The following is a 20,216-nucleotide window of genomic DNA, read 5'->3' on the forward strand; positions in this document are numbered from 1 at the left end:
CAAAGAGTGATGCAGCGGTGACGTTTCCAACGCCCCGGCGCAATGCGCTGCGCTTATTGCGCCCTACTCGGCATTGTTCTGGCGCCGCTACGGCGCGGAGACGCCCCACGGGAGTTGACGCCGCCTAGGCGGCTTCGGTCACACCCGCCCGCGCCAGCCGGCGGCGGGCATACAAGGTCGCGGCCAGCACGCTCAACAACAGGGCGATGATCACGGGGTAGTTGCCGGTGCGGGCATACGGCGTCGCCCCGCGGCGCGGCTGCACCTCCCCCGTCAGCACCACTTGCTCGAACTGCGGCCCGCGCGCGACCAAGTGACCCTGCGCGTCGATCACCGCGGAGATGCCGTTGGTGGTGGCGCGCACCAGCGGGCGCTCGGTCTCGCGCGCGCGCAGGCGGGTGATCTGCAGGTGCTGGTGGGGGGCGATGGAGTCGCCGAACCAGGCGTTGTTGGTCACGTTCACCAGCAGGTTGGCCTGCGGCACGCTGCGCGCGATGTACTCCCCGAAGGTGTCCTCGTAGCACACCGAGACCCCGATGCGGCACCCCGCACCCGACACGGGGGCCTGATTTGCTTCGCCGCGCGAGAAGCTGGACATGTGCAGGTCGAAGAAGCCGAACAGCCCGCGCAGCTGCTGCTCCAACGGCACGAACTCACCGAACGGCACCAGATGGTGTTTGTGGTAGAACTGGCGCTCGTCGGGGCCCAGGGTGAGCACGCTGTTGTAGTAGGCGCCGGTGGCGCGGTCACGGTACGGCAGGCCGAGCATGAGGTCGGTACCGCTCGCGCGCAACTCGCGCTCGAGCTCGGCGAAGTAGCCGTCGGCCAGCCAGTGGTAGAAGCCGGGAATGGCGTTCTCCGGCCAAACGACCAGGTCCGCCGTGCCGAGGTGGGGGCGCGTGAGGTCCCAGTACAAGGCCTTGGTGCGCTCGAACTGATCGTCGTCCCAGCGAATCTCCTGCGGGATGTTGCCTTGCACCACCACCACCCGCAGCGGCTCGCCGTCGGGCTCGGTCCAGGTAATCTGTGCCAGCGCCGCGCCGGCGACCCAAAGCAGCACGGCGGCCGCGGCCGCACCCGCCGCCCGCACGCGGTAGCGCGCCGCCAGCCACGCATACACCAGCAGCCCCGCGGTAAGGGCCAACAGCCAGGACAGGCCGTATACGCCGGTGAGCGCCGCCACACCGCCCAGCGGCCCGTCGATCTGGCTGTAGCCCAGGTGCAGCCAAGTGAAGCCGGTAAAGAACCAGCCGCGCACCCACTCCCACAAGGTCCAGGTGGCTGGGAACAACAGGAGCAGCGTGACCGCCGCGGCGCGCAGCCCCCCCTGCCCCGCCACCTGCGCCCGCAAGCGCGCGTTCACGTAGCCGAGCGTGGCGGGGAACAGCGCCAGGAACGCCACGAAGGCGCCGGTCAGGAACAGCGATCCGCCCAGCCCGGTCTCGCCGAACACGTGGATGGCGACGAACACCCAGGAGACGCCCACGCCGAACATGCCGAGGCCGAACAGGTAGCCGCGCCACGCCGCGCGGCGCGGCGTGAGCGGGGGCAACCAGAGGGCGAACAGCACGAGCGGCGCGAGCACCGCCAGCGGCCAGAGGTGGAAGGGGGCGAAGGCCAGCGGCAACGCGGCCCCGGCGAGCAGCGCCGCCAGATCGCCCGCGCGCGGATAGCGGACCAGCCCCTCGATCAGACGCACTGAATAATCTCGGCGCGCGCCTCAGCGCGCGGCCGCCTCAGTGGCCGGCACCGTGCCGCGCCCCCGCCGCATCGGCGGTCGCCGCCGGAGCCGCGCGCAGGCTCATGTCCAGCAGGTGGATGCGCCGGTTGTCGGCGCGCAGCACGCGGAAATGAAAGGCGCCGAGATCGACCGTCTCGCCGCGCTTGGGCATACGCCCGAAGCGGTTGAGCACCAGCCCGCCGATGGTATCGAACTCGTCTTCGGAGAAGTCGCTGCCGAAGCGCTCGTTGAAGTCTTCGATGGGTGTCAGGGCCTTCACGGTGTAGCGGTTGTCGCCGTGCTCCATGATGTAGGCCTCGTCGTCGACATCGTGTTCGTCCTCGATCTCGCCCACGATCTGCTCAAGCACGTCCTCGATGGTAACCAGCCCCGCCACGCCGCCGTACTCGTCCACCACGATGGCCATGTGGTTGCGCCGCGCGCGGAACTCCTTGAGCAATACGTTCAGGCGCTTGCTCTCGGGGATGAACACCGGCGGACGCAGCACGTCCTGGATGTTGAAGCTACCGCGCGGCTCCCGCCCGAAGTAGGCCAACAGGTCCTTGGCGAGCAGGATGCCGACCACCTCGTCGCGGTTCTCCCCGATCACCGGGAAGCGCGAGTGGGCGGATTCGATGATTAGGGGGAGGTAATCCTCGGGCATGGCATCGCGCTCGACCACCACCATCTGCGAGCGTGGCACCATGATGTCGCGCACCTGCATCTCGGAGACCTGCAGCACGCCCTCGATCATGGCGAGCGAATCGGCGTCGAGCAGATTCCGTTGTTCGGCTTCCCGCAGGGAGTCGAGCAGTTGCTCGCGGTCCCGCGGTTCGCCCGTCAGGGCATGGCTCAGCTTCTCGAGCCAGCTACGGTAGGGCCTGCCGTCTGCGGCAGGGGTACTACTAGGTCGATCTTCGTTCATGAGGCTCCGCAAGGAGATACGGGTTTGGATAGCCTAAGGTGTCCAGGATCGCGATTTCAAGCGCTTCCATTATCTGAGCCTGGGCGTCGTCCTGATGCTCGTAACCGAGCAGGTGCAGCATGCCGTGTGCGATCAGGTGCGCCCAATGCGCCTCCACCGGCTTGCCCTGCTCCCGCGCCTCGCGTTCCACGACCGGCGCGCAAATCACCAGATCCCCCAGTAAAGATAGCGTCATTCCCGGAGGATTCTCGTAAGGAAAAGACAACACGTTGGTCGGATGGTTGCGCTGGCGGTAACGGGCGTTGAGCGCCTGGCTCTCCGGCTCGCCGACGATACGGATGGTCAGGGCGCCGCGGCTGCGATGGCCCGCCATGGCGGCGCGCGCATAGCGGCGCAGCGCAGCGGCCGAGGGCAACGCGTGGCCGGCCACCTCGGGCGCGACCTGCAGGTCCAACTCCAGCCTCACGCCTCGCTGCCGCCTTCGCGCATGCGCGCCTCGTAGGCGTCGTAGGCGGTCACGATGCGCTGCACCAGGGTGTGGCGCACCACGTCCTTGGCCTGAAAGAAGGTGAAGCTGATGCCGGGCACGTCGCGCAGCACGTCGATCACGTGGCGCAGCCCCGACTGCTTGCCGGCCGGCAGGTCGATCTGGGTGACGTCGCCGGTGATCACGGCGGTGGAACCGAAACCCATGCGCGTCAAAAACATCTTCATCTGTTCGACGGTGGTGTTCTGCGCCTCGTCCAGGATGATGAAGGATTCGTTCAGGCTGCGCCCGCGCATATAGGCGAGCGGCGCGATCTCGATTACGTTGCGTTCGATCAGTTTGGCTACGCGTTCGAAGCCGAGCATCTCGAACAACGCGTCGTACAGTGGGCGCAGGTAGGGGTCGACCTTTTGCGCGAGATCCCCGGGCAGGAAACCGAGGCGCTCGCCCGCCTCCACCGCCGGGCGGGTGAGCACCAGGCGCTGCACCTGGTCGCGCTCCAAGGCCTCTACCGCGCAGGCCACCGCGAGGTAGGTCTTGCCCGTGCCGGCGGGGCCGATACCGAAGTTGATGTCGTGCGTGAGCACGTTCTTGAGGTAGCGGCGCTGATTGGCGCCGCGCCCGCGGATCTCGCCGCGGCGCGTACTGATGGCGACATCGTCCGGCACCTCGTCGTCCGTCCGCGAAACGTGCGCCGCCGCGCTATCCGCCTCCTGCAGGAACAGGTGCAGCCGGCTGGGCGTGAGGCTCTCCTGCGCGGTCTCGGCATACAAGCGGGTCAGCAGCGCCGAGGTGGCGCGCACCGGGGCGGGGTCGCCGATGATGCGGAACACGTTGCCGCGGTTATTGATCTCCACGCCGAGGTGACGCTCGATCTGGTGCAGGTGCTCGTCGAACTGGCCGCTCAGGTTGGCCAGCCGCGCGTTGTCCATCGGCTCGAGCACCAAATCATGGCTCTCGGCGGGCTTGCGCGCCGCCACGCGTTCCTTGGAGCGGGGGGGCTTGGCGTCAGGCACAGTCGACCACGCGCTCGATGCGTTCGCCGCGCAGCGAGTTGGGCAGCGCCTCGGTGATGCGCACGTCCACGAAGCGCCCGATGAGCTCGGGGCCGCCGTCGATGTTGACCACGCGGTTGTTCTCGGTGCGCCCCGCCATCTGGCGCGGGTCCTTGCGCGAGGGGCCCTCGATCAGGATGCGCTGCACGCTGCCCACCATGCGCCGGCTGATGGCCGCCGCCTGCTGATTGATGCGCTGCTGCAACAGCGCCAGGCGCTCCTTCTTCACCGCCAGCGGGATGTCGTCCGGCAGCTGTGCCGCGGGGGTGCCGGGGCGCGGGCTGTAGATAAAGCTGAACGAGGTGTCGAAGCCGACCTCGGCGATGAGATTCATGGTCGCCTCGAAGTCGGCGTCGGTCTCGCCGGGGAAGCCGACGATGAAGTCCGACGAGAGGCTGATGTCCGGGCGCAGCGCGCGCAGGCGGCGCACCTTGGCCTTGTACTCCAGCGCCGTGTGGCCGCGCTTCATGAGCGCCAGGATGCGGTCGGAGCCGCTCTGCACCGGCAGGTGCAGGTGGCTCACCAGCTCGGGCACCTCGCCGTAGGCGGCGATCAGGCTGTCGGAGAACTCCACCGGGTGGGAGGTGGTGTAGCGCACGCGCTCGATGCCGTCGATCGCGGCCACGTAACCGATCAGCAGTGCAAGGTCGGCGATATCGCCGTCGTGCATCACGCCGCGGTAGGCGTTCACGTTTTGCCCGAGCAGGGTGACCTCGCGCACGCCCTGCGCGGCGAGTTGCGCCACCTCGGCGATCACGTCGTCGAACGGGCGGCTGACCTCTTCGCCGCGCGTGTAGGGCACCACGCAGAAGGTGCAGTACTTGCTGCAGCCCTCCATGATGGACACGAACGCGGTGGCGCCCTCGGCGCGCGGCGCGGGCAGGTGGTCGAACTTCTCGATCTCGGGGAAGGAGACATCCACCACCGGCGCGCGGCGCGCCTCGCGCTCGCGCAACATCTGCGGCAGCCGATGCAGGGTCTGGGGGCCGAACACCAAGTCCACATAGGGCGCCCGCGCGCGCAGCGCCTCGCCCTCCTGGCTGGCCACACAGCCGCCCACGCCGATCACCACCTCGGGGCGCGCCTCCTTGAGCTCCCGCCACATGCCGAGCTGGGAAAACACCTTTTCCTGCGCCTTCTCGCGGATGGAACAGGTATTGAGCAACAGCACGTCGGCCTCTTCCGGCCGATCGGTGAGTTCGAGACCGGCGCCTTCGTGCAGCACCTCGGCCATTTTGGCCGAGTCGTACTCGTTCATCTGGCAGCCGTGGGTCTTGATGTAGAGCTTGCGGGTCATAGGCCTCGGCCCGTCGCCTCCTGCGAAATTCGAACCCGCGAAAATAACATGTTCGGCCCCCTGGAGCCAGCGCCCTTGCCAGCAGTATAGCCGCCCCGGTCCCGCTAGAAGTCGTACTCGAACCCGGTGCGGTAGGTGATCTCGGTGCGTTCGACGCCCTGCGGCGGGTGGCTGTTGTGGCGGATGTTGAGCGAGGTGACGAGATCGAGGTTGCCGTGCACCCGCACGCGCAACGCCGCCTCCTCCAGCAGCCGGAAATCGCCGGCATCGGTCAGGGCCGGCTGCCAGTAGGTGGTGCTGGAGAGCCGCACGCGGTCGTCGGTGCGCCAGTTGAGCGCCAAGTACACGTTGCCGCGCCACAGTCCGCTGGTGCCGCCGTCGGTGGTGCCGATGCGCTCCTCCAAACGCTCCTGCACATACATGGCGCCGACCCCCAAAAAGGCGCGGCTGTCCTGCGAGGGTTCGTCGTACAGCGTGAGCCGGGCCCCGCTGCCGACCAGTTCGCGCGAAGACAGGCGCAGGAAGCGGTTGTGCTGGCGCTGCGCGAACAACTCCCAATCCGTACGTTCACGCACATGACGCACGTGCCGCGCGTGCACGAAGCTGCGGTCGGTCACCTTCACCCCCAGCGACTCGCCGTAGGCGTAGTTGAAGGTGAGGAAGTTGGTGACCGCCTGTCGGCGCCATACCACGCCGGCGCCGGCGTTGATGCTGGAGGTGTGCACCGTACCGCTCTCGCCGCCGGCGCTTAGCGACAGCTTGCCGCTCAGCCCCTCGGGCGGGTCCACCGCCCGCAGACTCTCCACGTTCACGATCGCCTGCGCCGTGCCGCTCAAACCGGCGAGCACCAAGGCCAACCATCCGCTGCGCATACCGCCCCCCGGACCTGAAAAGTGCCGCAAAAGGGCGGCACCTTAATCACCCGTTCGGATGGCGGCAAGGACGGGGCGCCCAGTTCGGGAGGCCGAGCGGAGCGCAAGGCCCCGCTCAAACCGGGCCTGATGAATGGGGTAGAATCGCGCACTTGGCCGGCGGCGAGCGCCGGCCGATGTCATCGTCATCCGTGGAGGGATCATGCCCAAGAAACTGCGCGACTTCGTCGCCGCCGCCCGCAGCCGTATTCAGGAAGTCTCGCCGGAGGCGCTGGAGGAAATGCGTGCGCAGCGACCGGACCTGCTCATACTCGACGTACGCGAGACCTACGAATTCGAGGAGGGACACATCGAGGGCGCGCACTGCATCCCGCGCGGGTTGCTCGAACCCGCCGCCGATCCCGACTACAAGCGCCCCGACCCGGTGCTGAGCACCGCCTACGAGCGCCCCGTCGTGGTGTACTGCTCGACCGGCGGGCGCAGCGCGCTGGCGGCCGCGACCCTGATGGACATGGGCTACGCCGAGGTCTACAACCTGGCCGGCGGCTGCGAGAACTGGCTGGCCGAGGACCTGCCGATGGTGACCGGCGCCGCCCCGCGCCCGGCCCCGACACCCGCGCCGGCCGCCTAAGCGAGCCGATCCGGGCCGCCGCGCGCAGCCACGCCCGCCTCAATGGGCGCGGCCGTGCGGCCGCAACACCCCGTACAGCACCGCCGCGGCCCCGGCCGCGGCCATCAGCGTCAGCCCCTTGTGGCGCACGGCTGCGCTGTACAGGCTGTGCTCGAGGGTCATCGGCGTGCCCCCGCGCTCCTGCAGCGCACCGCCCGCCTCGTACAGGGCGCCCTGCTGCACCCCGTCCACCGGCTTGTTGGTGCGCTGCAGAAAGGGCATTACCTTGCCCATGACCTTGTCGGACAGCCGCGGCGCCACGTTCCCCAGGGTCGTGATCAGCTTACCGCCCGCACCGACCACCACCTCGCGCACCTCGTGCTCGGCGGCGTGCAGGATGGCCGTGGCGACGGTCTCCGGGGCGTACACCGGCGGCGGGTTTTTGCCCTCCACGCCCATGTAGTTCGCCGCATGCGCGCGATAAGGGGTGTCGATGGCGCCGGGCTTGATCAAGGTGACCGACACCGGCGCGCCGTCCGCTTCGAGCTCCATGCGCAGGGCGTCCGTGAAACCCATCACCGCGGCCTTGGAGGCGCTGTAGATGCCCTGCATGGGGATCGCGCGCTCGGACAGCGCACTGCCCACGTTGATGAGCTTGCCGCCATGGCGGCGCAGGTGCTCGCAGGCGATACGGGAGCCGTGCACCACGCCCCAGTAGTTGGTTTCGAACAGCCGCTGGTGATCGGCCAGCGAGACCTCCTCGATCTTGCCGTAGATGGACACCGCCGCGTTGTTCACCCAGGTGTCGAAGCCGCCGTAGCGCGCCAATGCCTCGTCGGCGATACGGCGCACTTCCGCCTCCGCTGCCACGTCCGCCACCACGTACGCCGCCTCGCCACCGCCCTGGCGGATCTCGTTGGTCAGATCCTCCAACGCCTCCTCGCCGCGCGCCGCGAGCAGCAGGCGCGTCCCCTTGCGCGCGGCTTGGCGCGCCGTCACCAAACCGATGCCGCTGGTCGCCCCGGTGATGACCACGGTCTGCTCAGCCAAGGGTTTCAGTTGAACCTTCATCGCTTGCCCTCCATGGCAACGCTCGTCCCCCTGTTCTAGCTCTCCGCGTGGGCGTGTCAAAGTCGATCCCCCGCCCGCTTAACCCGCCCCCGCGTTTGGCGTAGACTTCGAACTTAACCTACAACGCCTTGCAGGCGTTCTTTGCAACGGAGAAGGCCGTGTCCCAACTTCCCCCCATCACCGTGTCCGCGTTCGACCTGGACCGGCTGGAAGCGCTGCTCGACAAGCTGCCCAAGCCGGCCAGCCCCGAGATCAACGCATTGCGCGCGGAGCTCGCGCGCGCGAACATCGTCGAGCCGGAAGAAATGCCGCCGACGGTGGTTACCATGAACTCGCGCGTGCGCTTTGCCGTGGAGGGGACCGACGAGACATTCGAGAAGGTGCTGTGCTACCCGCGCGACATCGACGGGCAGCCGGACAAAATCTCGGTGCTCGCCCCGCTCGGCAGCGCGATGCTCGGTCTGTCCGTGGGCCAGCAGATCGCCTGGCCGCTGCCGGGGCGCAAGACGGTGCAGGTACGCATCGAGGAAGTGCTTTACCAACCCGAGCGCGCCGGCGACTACAACCGCTAGTCGATCGCCGCCCAGAAACGAAACCGCGCCCCCAAGGGCGCGGTTTTTTGTTGCCTGGCGAGGCGGCCGCCGCGACGCCTCAGAAGCGGTAACCGAAGGTCTCCGCGAACCGCTCGGCGAAGGCCTCGGGCGTGACGCTGTGGTTCTGGGTGCCGTGATGCTCGATCTTGATGCTGCCCATCAGCGCGGCGACACGGCCGGTGGTCTTCCAGTCCATGTCGCGCATCAACCCGTACAGCAGGCCGGCGCGGTAGGCGTCGCCGCAGCCGGTCGGATCGCGCACCACCTGGGGCGGCGCGACGGGGATGTCATACTCCCGCCCGCCGGCGTAGATGGTGGAGCCGTGGGCCCCCCGCGTGACGACCATCGCCTCCACCCGCTGCGCCAGCTTCTCCAGGCTCACCCCGGTGCGCTCGGCGAGCAGCTGCGCCTCGTAATCGTTCAGCGCCACCCAGGTCGCCTGCTCGATGAAGCCCAGCAGGGCGGCGCCGTCGAACAGCGGCATGCCCTGGCCGGGATCGAAAATGAACGGGATGCCGGCCTCGGCGAACTGGCGCGCGTGGTCGAGCATGCCCTGGCGCCCGTCGGGCGAGACGATGCCGATACTGATGTCCTGCGCGTCGCTCACGCGCACCTCGTGCGAGTGGTTCATCGCCCCCGGATGGAAGGCGGTGATCTGGTTGTCGTCCATGTCGGTGGTGATGAAGGCCTGACCGGTGTAGGACTCGGGAATGACCCTCAAATACGCGCGCGAGATGCCGCACTCATCGAGCCAGCCCGCGTAGGGGGTGAAGTCCTCGCCGACCGTGCCCATGGGCACGCCGTCACCGCCCAGCAGGTTTAGGTTATAGGCGATGTTGCCCGCGCAGCCGCCGAACTCGCGCCGCATGTCGGGCACCAGAAAGGACACGTTCAGGATATGGACCTGCTCCGGCAGGATGTGATTCTTGAAGCGGTCGTGGAACACCATGATGGTGTCATAGGCCATGGAGCCGCAAATCAGCGCGGTCATCGATTCTCCTTCAGGTTTTTTCTTCGGTGCATGGCGCGAGCCGGCGCCCGAACGGGTGTAGGCCACCCGTGGGCGCCGCACAGGCGTGCAGCGCGTGCCTACAACAGGATCAACAGCCAGACGGCCCCGGCGAGGACGACGCTCACGAACACCGCCGCCGAGCCGAGATCTTTGGCGCGCCCCGCCAATGGATGGTGCTCGGTACCTATGCGGTTAACGGTCGCTTCCACCGCCGAGTTGAGCAATTCGGCCACCATCACCAGCAGCACCACCGCCACCAGCAGCGCCCGCTCCAACGGCCCCTCCCCCAGCCAAACGGCGAGCGGCAACAGCACCGCGGCCGCCACCACTTCCAGACGGAAGGCCCGCTCGTGGCGAAACGCCGCCCTCAACCCTTGCCAGGAATAGCGCGTGGCGTTGGCCAGCCGGCGCAGTTCATGCGGCGGCTTGCGCAACTCCGACGGCAGTTCGCTCACGGGACGGGCTGCCAGGCCAGATCGAGCTCGCGCGCCGCGCGCACGTCGTCCAGGCGCCGCACGGGCAGCGTGTAGGGGGCGCCCTTCAAGGTCTCCACGTTCTCCCGCGCCTCGCCCAGGATGGCCACCATCGCGTCCACGAAGGCGTCCAAGGCGTCCATGGCTTCGGTCTCGGTCGGCTCGATGAGCAGGCACTCGGGCACCAGCAACGGGAAATAAGTGGTCGGCGCATGGAAGCCGTAATCCAGCAGCCGCTTGGCGAAGTCCATCGCCGTGGCGTCGTGCTCCTTGGCCTGGCGCTTGAGGGTGAGGATGAACTCGTGCGTCGCGCGCCGCTTCGGGTAGGCCATGTCGAAGCCGGCCGCCTTGAGGCGCGCCATCAGGTAATTGGCGTTCAGCGTCGCGTAGTCGGCGACCCGCGCCATGCCCTCGCGCCCGAGCAGGCGCGCATACACATAGGCGCGCAGCAACACCCCGGCGTTGCCCATATAGGTCGACAGGCGACCGATAGACTGCGGGCGGTCCTGCTCGGTGAGCCAGCGGTAGGTGCCGCTCGCGGTCTTGTCCACAATGGGGATGGGCAGATAGGGCACCAGGCGCTCGCTCACCCCCACCGGACCGGCGCCCGGCCCGCCGCCGCCGTGGGGCGTGGAGAAGGTCTTGTGCAGGTTCATGTGGATCACGTCGAAGCCCATGTCGCCGGGCTTCACCTTGCCGAGGATGGCGTTCAGGTTGGCGCCGTCGTAGTACAGCAGCCCGCCCGCCTCGTGCACGATGCGCGCGATCTCCATGATGCGACGCTCGAACACGCCCAGGGTGGAGGGGTTGGTGAGCATGATGCCCGCGGTCTGCGGACCCACCGCGGCGCGCAGCGCTTCGAGGTCCACGTCGCCCTGGGCGTCGGTGGGGATCTCGCGCACCTTGTAGCCGCACATCACCGCCGTCGCCGGATTGGTGCCGTGCGCCGCATCCGGCACGATGATCTCGGTGCGCGCCTCGTCGCCACGCGCCTCGTGATAGGCGCGGATCATGGCGACGCCGGCGAACTCGCCCTGCGCGCCCGCCATCGGCGTGAGTGAGACGCCCTTCATGCCGGTGACGTCCTTGAGGATCTCCTGCAGCTCATACATGCAGGCCATGAACCCCTGGCCGAGCCGGTCCGGGCCGCCCGGGTGGCGACCGACCAGCCCCGGCAACATGGCCAGCGAATTGCAGCCGCGCGGGTTGTACTTCATGGTGCACGAGCCGAGCGGGTAGAAGTGCGTGTCGATGGAGAAGTTCTTCTGCGACAGGCGCGTGTAATGGCGCACCGTCTGCAACTCCGACACCTCGGGCAGACGCGGCGGCGCGCTACGCCGCAGATGGGCGGGAATATCGTCCGCCGCCGGGGCGTCCAGCGGTACCTGGGCGGCGTTGGTGCGGCCGGCCTGGCTTTGCTCGAAGATCAGCATACGTCTCCTCGACGAAGTCATAACTCTTGAAGGGCCCCCGCCGCGCGGGCGGGGGCGTAGGGGTCTCAGAACGCGGCGGCCTCGACCTGCAGGTAGGCGTGCGAGACGCTCGCGCCGATGCCTTCCTGCAGATCCGGGTAGTAGGTCTCGAATTCGGCCATCTGCTCGCGCACCCGCGGTGCGATTTCGAAGTCCGGCAGGCCCTCGTCGAAGCCCTCTTCCACGACTGCCCACAGGCGCTCGAAATACGCGCGCTGGCGGGCGACGGCCTCGCCCTCGGTCACGTCGCCGTGGCCCGGCACCACCACCTCGGCGCCGAGCGCCTCGAGCACCTCGAGCAACGCGATCCAGCCTTGGAAGTCCGCATCGAAGGTGCCCGCGATGCGGCCCTGGTAGACCACGTCGCCGGCCAGCAGCACACGCTGCTCGGGCAGCCACAACACCAGATCGCCGGGCGAATGGCCGTGCGGGGAGAGGTAGAACTCGCCGCGCACGCCGCCGAAGTCCCGCGCGCTGTTGTCGCTCACCGTGACGTTGGGCGGCAGCACGCGCGAGTCGCCGGTGGCGCCTTCGGTCATGTCGTTGAAGCGGCGCACCCACTCCAGGCCGTCGTTCTCGATCAACTCGCGCGTCCTGGCCGAGGCGAGGATCTCGGTGCCGTCCTCCGCGACGGCGGCGTTGCCCAGCCAGTGATCGCCATGACTGTGGGAATTGACGATCCAGCGGATCGGCGCCTCGGTCACGGTACGGATAGTGCGCAGGATGGCCTCGCCGATGACCTCCGACGAGCCGGTGTCGAACACCAGCACGCCCTCCTCGGTCACGACGAAGGCCATGTTGGCGTTCCAACCGAGGTTCTCGGCGCTGGGGAAGTCGCGCGAGGGCGTGAGCACGGCGTACACATTCGGCGCGATCTCCTGCGCGCTCATCTCGTAATCGTCGACGGTGGCCGGCTTGGCCTGCACCGCCAGACTCAACGCCAGGAGCACCAGCACCGCCGCACCTTGGTAAACATTCAATCGCATGATCTGACCTCCTGCAGTCGAACGGACGGCGCCCGCGCCCCGCCTCTCGTGTCGACAGCTTACCCCAAGGCCTTCATCGCGCGCGCGTAATCGGGTTCCTGCGCGATCTCGGACACCAACTCGGCGTGCAGCACCTTGTCCTGCTCGTCCAGCACCACCACCGCGCGCGCCGTCACCCCGGCGAGCGGCCCGTCGGTGATCAGTACGCCGTAGTCCTCGGCGAAGCGGCGGTCGCGCATCATCGACAGCGTGACCACGTGATCGAGGTCCGCACCCGCGCAGAAACGCGTCTGGGCGAAAGGCAGGTCGGCCGAGATCATCAACATCAGCGCATCGGCCTCGCCGCCCTTCGCCAGTTCGTGGAACTTGCGCGTGGAGGTGGCGCAGACCGGGGTATCCAGACTCGGCACGATGTTGAGCAGCTTCTTTCGGCCCCTGAAATCGGCCAACGACACGTCCTTGAGATCCTTGTCGGTGAGGCGGAAGTCGGGCGCCTGGGCGCCGACCGCCGGCAGTTCCCCGTTGGTGTGGATGGGGTTGCCCTTGAGGGTAATGGTCGCCATGGGTTCTCCTTGTTGCGTCATGTGCTTGTCCCGATGCCGCACAGGGGCTGGTACCCCCGCGCAAGCGTCGGACCTGCTCTCGGGCGTTAGCTCGTCGGGGCCGCCAGGTGCGCGAAAATGCGCTCCAGGTGCTGACCGTAGGCCTCGATGTCCTCCTGGCCGCGCACCTCGGTGGCGCACACCAGCAGGCAGTTCTCGAGCTCGGGATAGTCCTGCCCGAGGGGATATCCGCCCACCACGTCCTGCGCCTCCAGCGCGCCCAGCACCTCGGCGACGGGGCGCGGCAGGCGCAGCACCGCCTCGTGGAACACCGGGCGCTCGAACACCGTCTCCACGCCCTCCAGCGCGGTGAGCCGCTCGATCAGCGCGCGCGTGTTGGCATGGGCGCTGCGCGCCACGCTCTCCAGGCCCGCCGGACCGAGCAGACTGAGGTAGATGGTGGCGGCGGTCACCAGCAGACCCTGGTTGGTGCAGATGTTGGACGTCGCCTTGGAGCGGCGGATGTGCTGCTCGCGCGCCTGCAGGGTGAGCGCATAGCCGGTCTTGCCGTCGAGGTCCACGGTCTTGCCCACGATGCGCCCCGGCATCTGGCGCACGTGCTCCTTGCGACAGCACATGAAACCGAAGTACGGCCCGCCCGAGGACAAGGGCACGCCGAGCGGCTGGCCCTCGCCGCACACGATGTCGGCGCCGTTGGCGCCCCACTCGCCCGGCGGCTTCAACAGCGCGAGCGCGGTGGGGTTGACCAGACCGATCACCAAGGCGTTGTGGCGGTGGGCCCAATCGGTGAGCGCGTCGACCTCTTCCAGCACCCCGAAGAAATTCGGCTGCGGGATGACCAGCGCCGCGAACTCGCCCGGCTCGGCGGGCAGCGTGTCGGGGTCGATGTAGCCGCCCTTGCGGTCGTAGGCCACGGTCTCCAGGGTGAAGCCCTGGTTGCGCACGATGGTGTGCACCACCTTGCGGTAAGTCGGGTGCACCGTGCTCGGCACCAGGATGCGGCGGCTGGTATTGCGCCGGTTGGCGCGCACCGACATCAGTACCGCCTCAGCGAGCGCCGAGGCGCCGTCGTACAGCGAGGCGTTGGAGACGTCCATGCCGGTCAGGCCGGTCATCATGGTCTGGAATTCGTACAGGAGCTGCAGCGTGCCCTGGCTGGCCTCGGCCTGGTAGGGGGTATAGGCGCTGTAGAACTCCCCGCGCGTGGTGATCTCCCACACCGCAGCCGGGATGTGGTGCTCGTAGGCGCCCGCGCCGAGAAAGCTCAGCGGCTGACCGTCCTGGCGCGCGCGCTCGCGCATCAGGCGCGTCAACTCCATCTCCGACAGGCCCGGCGGCACCTGCGTGAGCGGCCCGGCACGCAACTCGGCCGGGATCTCCTCGAACAACTGCTCGATGCTATCGACCCCGATGGTCGCCAGCATGCGGCGTACTTCGTCCTCGGTATGCGGTATGAACGGCATGGATGGTCCTTGAGGGTGCGCGGGGGGCGGCGCGTCAGTGGGACTCGGCGGCGACCAGGGCGGTGTAGGCGTCGGCGTCCATCAGCTGCGCCAGCGCGTCGGCGTCGCTCGGACGCAGGCGAAACAGCCAGCCCTCGCCGTAGGGGTCCTGGTTCACGCGCTCGGGGGCGTCGGACAGCGACTCGTTGCTCTCCACGACCTCACCCGCCAGCGGGCTGTACACGTCGGAGGCGGCCTTGACCGACTCGACCACGGCGCAGTCTTCGCCGGCGGTGACTTCGCGGCCGACCGCGGGCGTCTCGACGAACACCATATCGCCCAGCAGGTCCTGGGCATGATCGGTGATGCCGATCACGACGGTTCCGTCGTCCATCGGACGCACCCACTCGTGGGATTTGGTGTAGCGCAGCTCTTGCGGCACGTTGCTCATGGGAGACTCCTCGGGATGAGTGCGGATTACAGTTCGATGCAAATCTTGCCGTGGCGCACGAAGGGCGGCTTCACGAGCTTGGCGCTCAGCGCGCGACCGCGCACGTCCACCGTGAACGGGCCGTCGGCCTCGCGCGCCACGCGCGCCAGGGCGATGGCGCGCCCCAGGGTGGGCGAAAAGCTACCGCTGGTGATCTCACCCACTTCGCGGCCGTCCACCAGCACCTTCTGGTGGTTGCGCAGCACGCCCTTGTCCTGCAACACCAGGGCGATCATGCGGTGCGGGATGCCCCGCTCGCGCTGGGCCAGCAACGCCGCTCGGCCGATGAAGTCGCGCGCCTCGCCCGCCGACGCGTCGCCCAGCGCGACGGTCCAGCCCAGATTGGCTTGATAGGGCGTGGTGGTCTCGTCCATGTCGGCCCCGTAGAGGTTCATGCCCGCCTCCAGGCGCAGCGTGTCGCGTGCGCCGAGGCCGATGGGGCGCACGCCCTCGGCCGCCAGCGCCTGCCAGACGCTCACCGCCCGCTCGGCGGGCAACATGATCTCGTAACCGTCCTCGCCGGTGTAACCGGTACGCGCCACGAAGCTGTCGTCCATCGGCAGGGCCCAGAACGGCTTCAAGTCGGCCGGCGCCGCGCCGATCACCCGATGGGCCTTGGCGCGCGCCTCGGGCCCCTGCACCGCGAGCAGCGCGAGTTCGCGTCGCTCCTGCACGTCCACGCCGAACGGCTGCGCGTGGCGCGTGATCCAGGCGAGGTCCTTGTCGCGCGTGGCCGCGTTGACCACCAGGCGGAACCAGTCCTCGCGCAGGTAGTACACGATCAGATCGTCGATCACGCCGCCCTGCTCATTCAGCATGCAGCTGTACAGGGCGCGCCCGCTCTCCTGCAGCTTGGCCACGTCGTTGGCGAGCAGGTGCGCAAGGAACGGGCGTGCCTGCGCGCCCGTGAGGTCGACGATGGTCATGTGCGAGACGTCGAACATGCCCGCGTCGCGGCGCACCGCATGGTGCTCCTCGATCTGCGAGCCGTAGTGGATGGGCATGTCCCAACCACCGAAATCGATCATCTTGGCACCGGCCTCGACGTGGGTGTCATACAGCGGCGTGCGGTTTCCCATGGGCTTTCCTTTGTGTCGCGGCTGTGTCGCAGCTCAGGCGCTTTCGGCGTGGTAGGAGGAGCGCACCAGCGGGCCCGCCTTCACCCAGCGAAAGCCGAGGTCGCGCGCGTGCTCGGCGTAACGTGCGAATTGGTCGGGCGCGATGTACTCGCGCACCGGCAGGTGAAAACGTGTAGGGCGCAGATACTGGCCCAGCGCGAGGCGCGCCACCCCGGCCGCGCGCAGGTCGGCCAGCACCGCGTGCACCTCGTCCTCGCGCTCGCCGAGCCCCAGCATGAGGGCCGACTTCGCCTCCACGCCGGGCAGACGCGCGGCGCGCTCGAGCAGCGCGAGCGAGCGGCGGTAGTCGGAGCCCTTGCGCACGGTGCGGTAGAGGGAGGGCACGGTCTCGACGTTGTGCCCCCACACCAGGCGCACGCGCGGCGCGCCGGGCGCGACGGCGGCGTCCAGCGCAGCCACGGCCGCGTCCTGGCAGGCGCGAAAATCGGGGGTGAGCACTTCCAGACCAATGTCCGGGCGGCGGGTCTGCAGCGCGCGCAGCGTGGCGGCGAAGATGCCGGCGCCGCCGTCGGGCAGGTCGTCGCGGTTGACCGAGGTGAGCACCACGTAGTCGAGCCCCATGCGCGCCACCGCCTCGGCCACCCGCTCGGGTTCGGCCTGATCGGCGGCCGCGGGGCGGCCAGTGCGCACCGCGCAGAAACCGCAGGCGCGGGTGCAGGTATCGCCCAGCAGCATGAAGGTGGCGGTGCCGCGGCTCCAGCATTCACCGCGGTTGGGGCAGCGCGCCTCCTCGCACACCGTATGCAGCGCGCCGTCGCGCACCGCGCGCTCGGTCACGCCGTAGTGCGCGTGGTCGCCGAGCGACTGGCGGATCCAGGCCGGCATGCGCGCCACGTTCGGTTGCGCCGAGTGGTCGAACACCGGGATGAACTTCGCGGGCGTATAGGCCATAGCATCCTGCACAAGGGCCGCGGGCGGAGGCCGGCGACACCAAAGAAAAAGGGCGACGCCGGATACCGGCGCCGCCCCTCTGTCCTTGCACCTGAGAGCTTGAGCCCCTTCGGTGGATCACCCGGGACGGGCGACCGCTCTCCAGAGTCAGCTTTGGAACGTGCGTTCCGTCCCCCGAGGTCCGGGTGCCTGAGCGATTCCGGGCGGGTTGCGCCTTCGGCGGCGGCCGGCGCTGCGCGCGGCCGCACTCTCCCACGGGGTCGAGCTGAGCCGCCTACTATACCCGTCGCCGACCCCGAAACCAAGATGGCGGGAGCCCTCGCGGGCGGCGTGCACGGGCACGACCAAGACCTCGATCAAGCGTCAGCATCGGCCCGCGGAACAGGGGTTGGGGGCGCTCGATGGGCGGCGGCACGTTCGCGCCGCGGCTGCTGCACCGGAAACATCACCACGTGGTCGATCATCACGCGGATGCCGATGCGTTCGCCGATGGCGTGGTTGTGATGACTGGGCGCGAAGCACAGGACGCGCGCGCCGCTGGCGAGGGTAAGGGTGTACAGGAACTCCGCGCCGCGGAAGGCCTTGGCACTGACCTCGGCCATCAGCGGGCTGTCGTCATCGTGCTGGATGTCATCGGGGCGCACCAGCACGTCCACCGGGCAGCCCTTCTCACAGCCGCGCGGCACCACGCCGTCCACGATGCCGAGTTCGATCTCCACTTGCCGGTCGTTCAGCACCGTGCCGCGCAGCATCACCCCCTGCCCGATGAAATCGGCCACGAAACGGTCGGCCGGTTCGTGGTAGAGGTTGTAGGCGCTGTCCCACTGCACCAGGCGACCCTGGTGCATCACCCCGATCTCGTCCGCGATGGCGAACGCCTCGAACTGATCGTGCGTGACCAGCAGCGCGGTGAGCCCGTCCTGCTTGAGGATCTCGCGCACCTCGCGCGCGAGCTTCTCGCGCAGCTCCACGTCCATGCTGGAGAACGGCTCGTCGAGCAGCAGCAGGTCGGGGCGCGGCGCCATGGCGCGCGCCAGCGCCACGCGCTGCTGCTGACCGCCGGAGAGCTGGTGCGGGTATTGGCCGCCGTAACCGGCGAGGCCGACCAGGGTCAGGAGCTCCTCGACCCGCGCGCGCCGCGCGGCCGCGCGCTCGCCCCGCAGCCCAAAGGCGATGTTGTCGCTCACCGTAAGGTGCGGAAACAGCGCGAGGTCCTGGAACACCATGCCGACGCGCCGGCGCTCCGGGGGCAGGGTCGAGCCGGGGCGGCTCACGCTGCGCCCGTGCAGCACGATCTCGCCCGCCATCACCGGCTCGAAGCCCGCGATGGCGCGCAGCAGCGTGGTTTTGCCGCAGCCGCTCGGGCCGAGCAGGCAGCCGAGCGCGCCGGGCTTGAGCCCCAGCGAGACGTCGTGCACCACGACCTTGCCGGCGTAGCCGATGGACACCCCGCGCACCTCAAGCAACATTGGCAAACCCCGGCCTCGAGCGGTTGATGGAACGGCTCAACAGGATAACCGGTAGCAGCCCGGCGAGCACGATGGCCAGCGCGGCGGTGGCCGACTGGGCGAGCATCTCATCGGAGGCCAGCTCGAAGGCGCGCACCGCCAGGGTGTTGAAGTTGAAGGGGCGCAGCACCAGCGTCGCGGGCAGTTCCTTGAGCACATCCACGAACACCAGCAGCAGCGCGGTGAGCAGGCTGCCCCGCATGATCGGCAGGTGGATACGCCCCAGCACCTGGGTCGGACGCCAGCCGAGCGAGCGCGCGGCGTCGTCCATCGATGGGCGTATCTTGCCGAGCGCCGCGTCCACCGTATGCAGCGCCACCGCCAGAAAGCGCACCGTGTACGCGAACAGCAGGGCCACCAGGGTGCCGGACAATAGCAGCCCGGTGGAGATGCCGAATTGCGCGCGCATCCAGGCGTCGACCGTGTTGTCGATCCAGGCGAAGGGCAGCATCACCCCTACCGCGATCACCATGCCCGGCACCGCGTAGCCCATGCCGGCGATGCGCACCGCGGCGGCCACCGAACGGGCGCCGTGCAAGCGTTTGCCGTAGGCCAGGAACAGCGCCAGCGCGAGTGCGATCAGCGCGGCCCCCGCGGCGAGCAGCACGCTGTTGCGCACCAGCACGAAGAATTGAGCATCCAGCGTCTCGCCGTAGGTGGCGAAACCCCACACCGCGAGCTGTCCGCCGGGAATCAAGAACCCGAACGCGAGCGGCAACACGCAGGCCGCGAGCGCCCCGGCGGCGGTCCAACCGCGCAGCGGGTAGCGCGGCAGCTCGCGATAGCGCTGCGTGGTGTGGTGGTAGCGGGCCTGACGACGCGACCAACGCTCGAGCACGATCAGCACCAGCACGAAGGTCATCAAGAGCGCCGCGAGTTGCGCCGCCGCGCCGCTGTCGCCCAAGCCGAACCAGGTGCGGAAGATACCGGTGGTGAAGGTATTCACGCCGAAGTACTGCACCGTGCCGAAGTCGGCCAGCGCCTCCATCAGCGCCAGGGTGAGTCCGGCGATGATGGCGGGGCGCGCGAGCGGCAGGGCCACGGTGAAGAAGCCGCGCCACGGTCCGCAGCCGAGGGTACGGCTGACTTCCAGCACACACACCGACTGCTCCAGGAAGGCCGCGCGCGCGAGGAGATAGACGTAGGGGTAGAGCACCAGCGAGAGCATCACGATCGCGCCGGGCAGGGATCGGATCTCGGGAAACCAGTAATCGCCGAAGCCCCAGTCGAACCACTCGCGCAGGTAAGTCTGCACCGGCCCGGCGAAGTCCAGCAGGCCGGTGTAGGTGTAGGCGATGATGTAGGCCGGCACCGCCATCGGCAGCAGCAGCGCCCACTGGAACACCCGCCGCCCGGGGAACTCGCAGAGGGTGGTGAGCCAGGCCGTGCCGACCCCCAGCACCAGGGTGCCGGCGCCCACGCCGAGCATCAGCCACAGCGAATTGAGCACATACTCCTGCAGCACCGTGTCGGCGAGGTGCTGCCACACCTCGCCGGCCGGCTGGAACACGTAGCTGAAGATGTACAGAATCGGCGCGGCCAGCAGCAGCGCCGTCAGTAGGACGCCGATGCCGTACGCCCCGAGCTTGCCCGGGTGCGGGCGCAGCCAC

Annotated in this window: 20 protein-coding genes and 2 riboswitches; of the genes, 2 read left to right on the forward strand and 18 right to left on the reverse strand. The window is 68.7% G+C overall.

Annotated features, from left to right (window positions below; genetic code table 11):
* Window positions 1–124: 124 nt before the first annotated feature.
* From lnt to HUS23_04445, 6 genes are all read right to left on the reverse strand, one after another.
* Window positions 125–1,699: an apolipoprotein N-acyltransferase gene (gene lnt / locus HUS23_04420; GenBank protein QKT03104.1), complete on the reverse strand. Its 1,575-nt coding sequence runs from the start codon at window positions 1,697–1,699 to the stop codon at window positions 125–127.
* A gap of 37 nt (window positions 1,700–1,736) precedes the next feature.
* On the reverse strand, window positions 1,737–2,645 hold the full coding sequence (locus tag HUS23_04425) for a CBS domain-containing protein (GenBank protein ID QKT03105.1): 909 nt from the start codon (window positions 2,643–2,645) through the stop codon (window positions 1,737–1,739).
* Window positions 2,626–3,111, reverse strand: a complete 486-nt coding sequence (gene ybeY / locus HUS23_04430) for an rRNA maturation RNase YbeY (protein QKT03106.1) — start codon at window positions 3,109–3,111, stop codon at window positions 2,626–2,628. The genes HUS23_04425 and ybeY overlap by 20 nt, the downstream gene beginning before the upstream one ends.
* Window positions 3,108–4,064, reverse strand: a complete 957-nt coding sequence (locus HUS23_04435; protein ID QKT04968.1) for a PhoH family protein — start codon at window positions 4,062–4,064, stop codon at window positions 3,108–3,110. Before HUS23_04435 ends, ybeY begins: the two co-directional genes overlap by 4 nt.
* Before the next feature lie 76 nt (window positions 4,065–4,140).
* Window positions 4,141–5,484, reverse strand: a complete 1,344-nt coding sequence (gene miaB / locus HUS23_04440) for a tRNA (N6-isopentenyl adenosine(37)-C2)-methylthiotransferase MiaB (GenBank protein ID QKT03107.1) — start codon at window positions 5,482–5,484, stop codon at window positions 4,141–4,143.
* 104 nt (window positions 5,485–5,588) lie between these two features.
* Window positions 5,589–6,356, reverse strand: coding sequence for a DUF481 domain-containing protein (locus tag HUS23_04445; GenBank protein QKT03108.1), 768 nt, complete (start codon window positions 6,354–6,356; stop codon window positions 5,589–5,591).
* Window positions 6,357–6,558: 202 nt separating this feature from the next.
* On the opposite strand from HUS23_04445, the gene HUS23_04450 reads away from it, so the two are divergent.
* The gene (locus tag HUS23_04450; GenBank protein ID QKT03109.1) at window positions 6,559–6,987 is read left to right on the forward strand and encodes a rhodanese-like domain-containing protein; all 429 of its coding nucleotides are present in this window, start codon (window positions 6,559–6,561) and stop codon (window positions 6,985–6,987) included.
* A gap of 39 nt (window positions 6,988–7,026) precedes the next feature.
* Here HUS23_04450 and HUS23_04455 read toward each other — a convergent pair whose 3' ends face one another.
* Window positions 7,027–8,037: an SDR family NAD(P)-dependent oxidoreductase gene (locus HUS23_04455; protein QKT03110.1), complete on the reverse strand. Its 1,011-nt coding sequence runs from the start codon at window positions 8,035–8,037 to the stop codon at window positions 7,027–7,029.
* A 158-nt stretch (window positions 8,038–8,195) separates the two neighbouring features.
* On the opposite strand from HUS23_04455, the gene rnk reads away from it, so the two are divergent.
* The gene (gene rnk, locus HUS23_04460) at window positions 8,196–8,609 is read left to right on the forward strand and encodes a nucleoside diphosphate kinase regulator (protein ID QKT03111.1); all 414 of its coding nucleotides are present in this window, start codon (window positions 8,196–8,198) and stop codon (window positions 8,607–8,609) included.
* Between the two features lie 79 nt (window positions 8,610–8,688).
* Here rnk and HUS23_04465 read toward each other — a convergent pair whose 3' ends face one another.
* The 11 genes from HUS23_04465 to HUS23_04515 all read right to left on the reverse strand — a co-directional run bounded on the left by HUS23_04465 (window position 8,689) and on the right by HUS23_04515 (window position 20,212).
* Window positions 8,689–9,621 (reverse strand): carbohydrate kinase family protein, encoded by a 933-nt coding sequence (locus HUS23_04465; GenBank protein ID QKT03112.1) that lies wholly within the window; start codon window positions 9,619–9,621, stop codon window positions 8,689–8,691.
* A gap of 98 nt (window positions 9,622–9,719) precedes the next feature.
* On the reverse strand, window positions 9,720–10,076 hold the full coding sequence (locus HUS23_04470; GenBank protein ID QKT04969.1) for a diacylglycerol kinase: 357 nt from the start codon (window positions 10,074–10,076) through the stop codon (window positions 9,720–9,722).
* 17 nt (window positions 10,077–10,093) lie between these two features.
* The gene (gene gcvPB / locus HUS23_04475; GenBank protein ID QKT03113.1) at window positions 10,094–11,548 is read right to left on the reverse strand and encodes an aminomethyl-transferring glycine dehydrogenase subunit GcvPB; all 1,455 of its coding nucleotides are present in this window, start codon (window positions 11,546–11,548) and stop codon (window positions 10,094–10,096) included.
* Window positions 11,549–11,613: 65 nt separating this feature from the next.
* On the reverse strand, window positions 11,614–12,573 hold the full coding sequence (locus tag HUS23_04480) for an MBL fold metallo-hydrolase (protein QKT03114.1): 960 nt from the start codon (window positions 12,571–12,573) through the stop codon (window positions 11,614–11,616).
* Between the two features lie 59 nt (window positions 12,574–12,632).
* Complete coding sequence (tpx, locus tag HUS23_04485) at window positions 12,633–13,136, reverse strand: thiol peroxidase (protein ID QKT03115.1); 504 nt, start codon at window positions 13,134–13,136, stop codon at window positions 12,633–12,635.
* Window positions 13,137–13,222: 86 nt separating this feature from the next.
* Window positions 13,223–14,599 (reverse strand): aminomethyl-transferring glycine dehydrogenase subunit GcvPA, encoded by a 1,377-nt coding sequence (gene gcvPA / locus HUS23_04490; GenBank protein QKT03116.1) that lies wholly within the window; start codon window positions 14,597–14,599, stop codon window positions 13,223–13,225.
* A gap of 34 nt (window positions 14,600–14,633) precedes the next feature.
* Window positions 14,634–15,029 (reverse strand): glycine cleavage system protein GcvH, encoded by a 396-nt coding sequence (gene gcvH / locus HUS23_04495; protein QKT03117.1) that lies wholly within the window; start codon window positions 15,027–15,029, stop codon window positions 14,634–14,636.
* A 26-nt stretch (window positions 15,030–15,055) separates the two neighbouring features.
* On the reverse strand, window positions 15,056–16,147 hold the full coding sequence (gcvT, locus tag HUS23_04500) for a glycine cleavage system aminomethyltransferase GcvT (GenBank protein ID QKT03118.1): 1,092 nt from the start codon (window positions 16,145–16,147) through the stop codon (window positions 15,056–15,058).
* A 33-nt stretch (window positions 16,148–16,180) separates the two neighbouring features.
* Window positions 16,181–17,098: a lipoyl synthase gene (lipA, locus tag HUS23_04505; GenBank protein ID QKT03119.1), complete on the reverse strand. Its 918-nt coding sequence runs from the start codon at window positions 17,096–17,098 to the stop codon at window positions 16,181–16,183.
* 69 nt (window positions 17,099–17,167) lie between these two features.
* A riboswitch (glycine riboswitch) is annotated at window positions 17,168–17,253 on the reverse strand.
* Window positions 17,254–17,265: 12 nt separating this feature from the next.
* Window positions 17,266–17,363, reverse strand: a riboswitch (glycine riboswitch).
* A gap of 91 nt (window positions 17,364–17,454) precedes the next feature.
* Window positions 17,455–18,567, reverse strand: a complete 1,113-nt coding sequence (locus HUS23_04510; GenBank protein ID QKT04971.1) for an ABC transporter ATP-binding protein — start codon at window positions 18,565–18,567, stop codon at window positions 17,455–17,457.
* Entirely contained in the window at window positions 18,557–20,212 is a 1,656-nt protein-coding gene (locus HUS23_04515; GenBank protein ID QKT04970.1) for an iron ABC transporter permease, read from the reverse strand. Before HUS23_04515 ends, HUS23_04510 begins: the two co-directional genes overlap by 11 nt.
* Window positions 20,213–20,216: the final 4 nt, after the last annotated feature.

The organism is Ectothiorhodospiraceae bacterium 2226, assembly GCA_013348725.1.
Taxonomy (GTDB): domain Bacteria; phylum Pseudomonadota; class Gammaproteobacteria.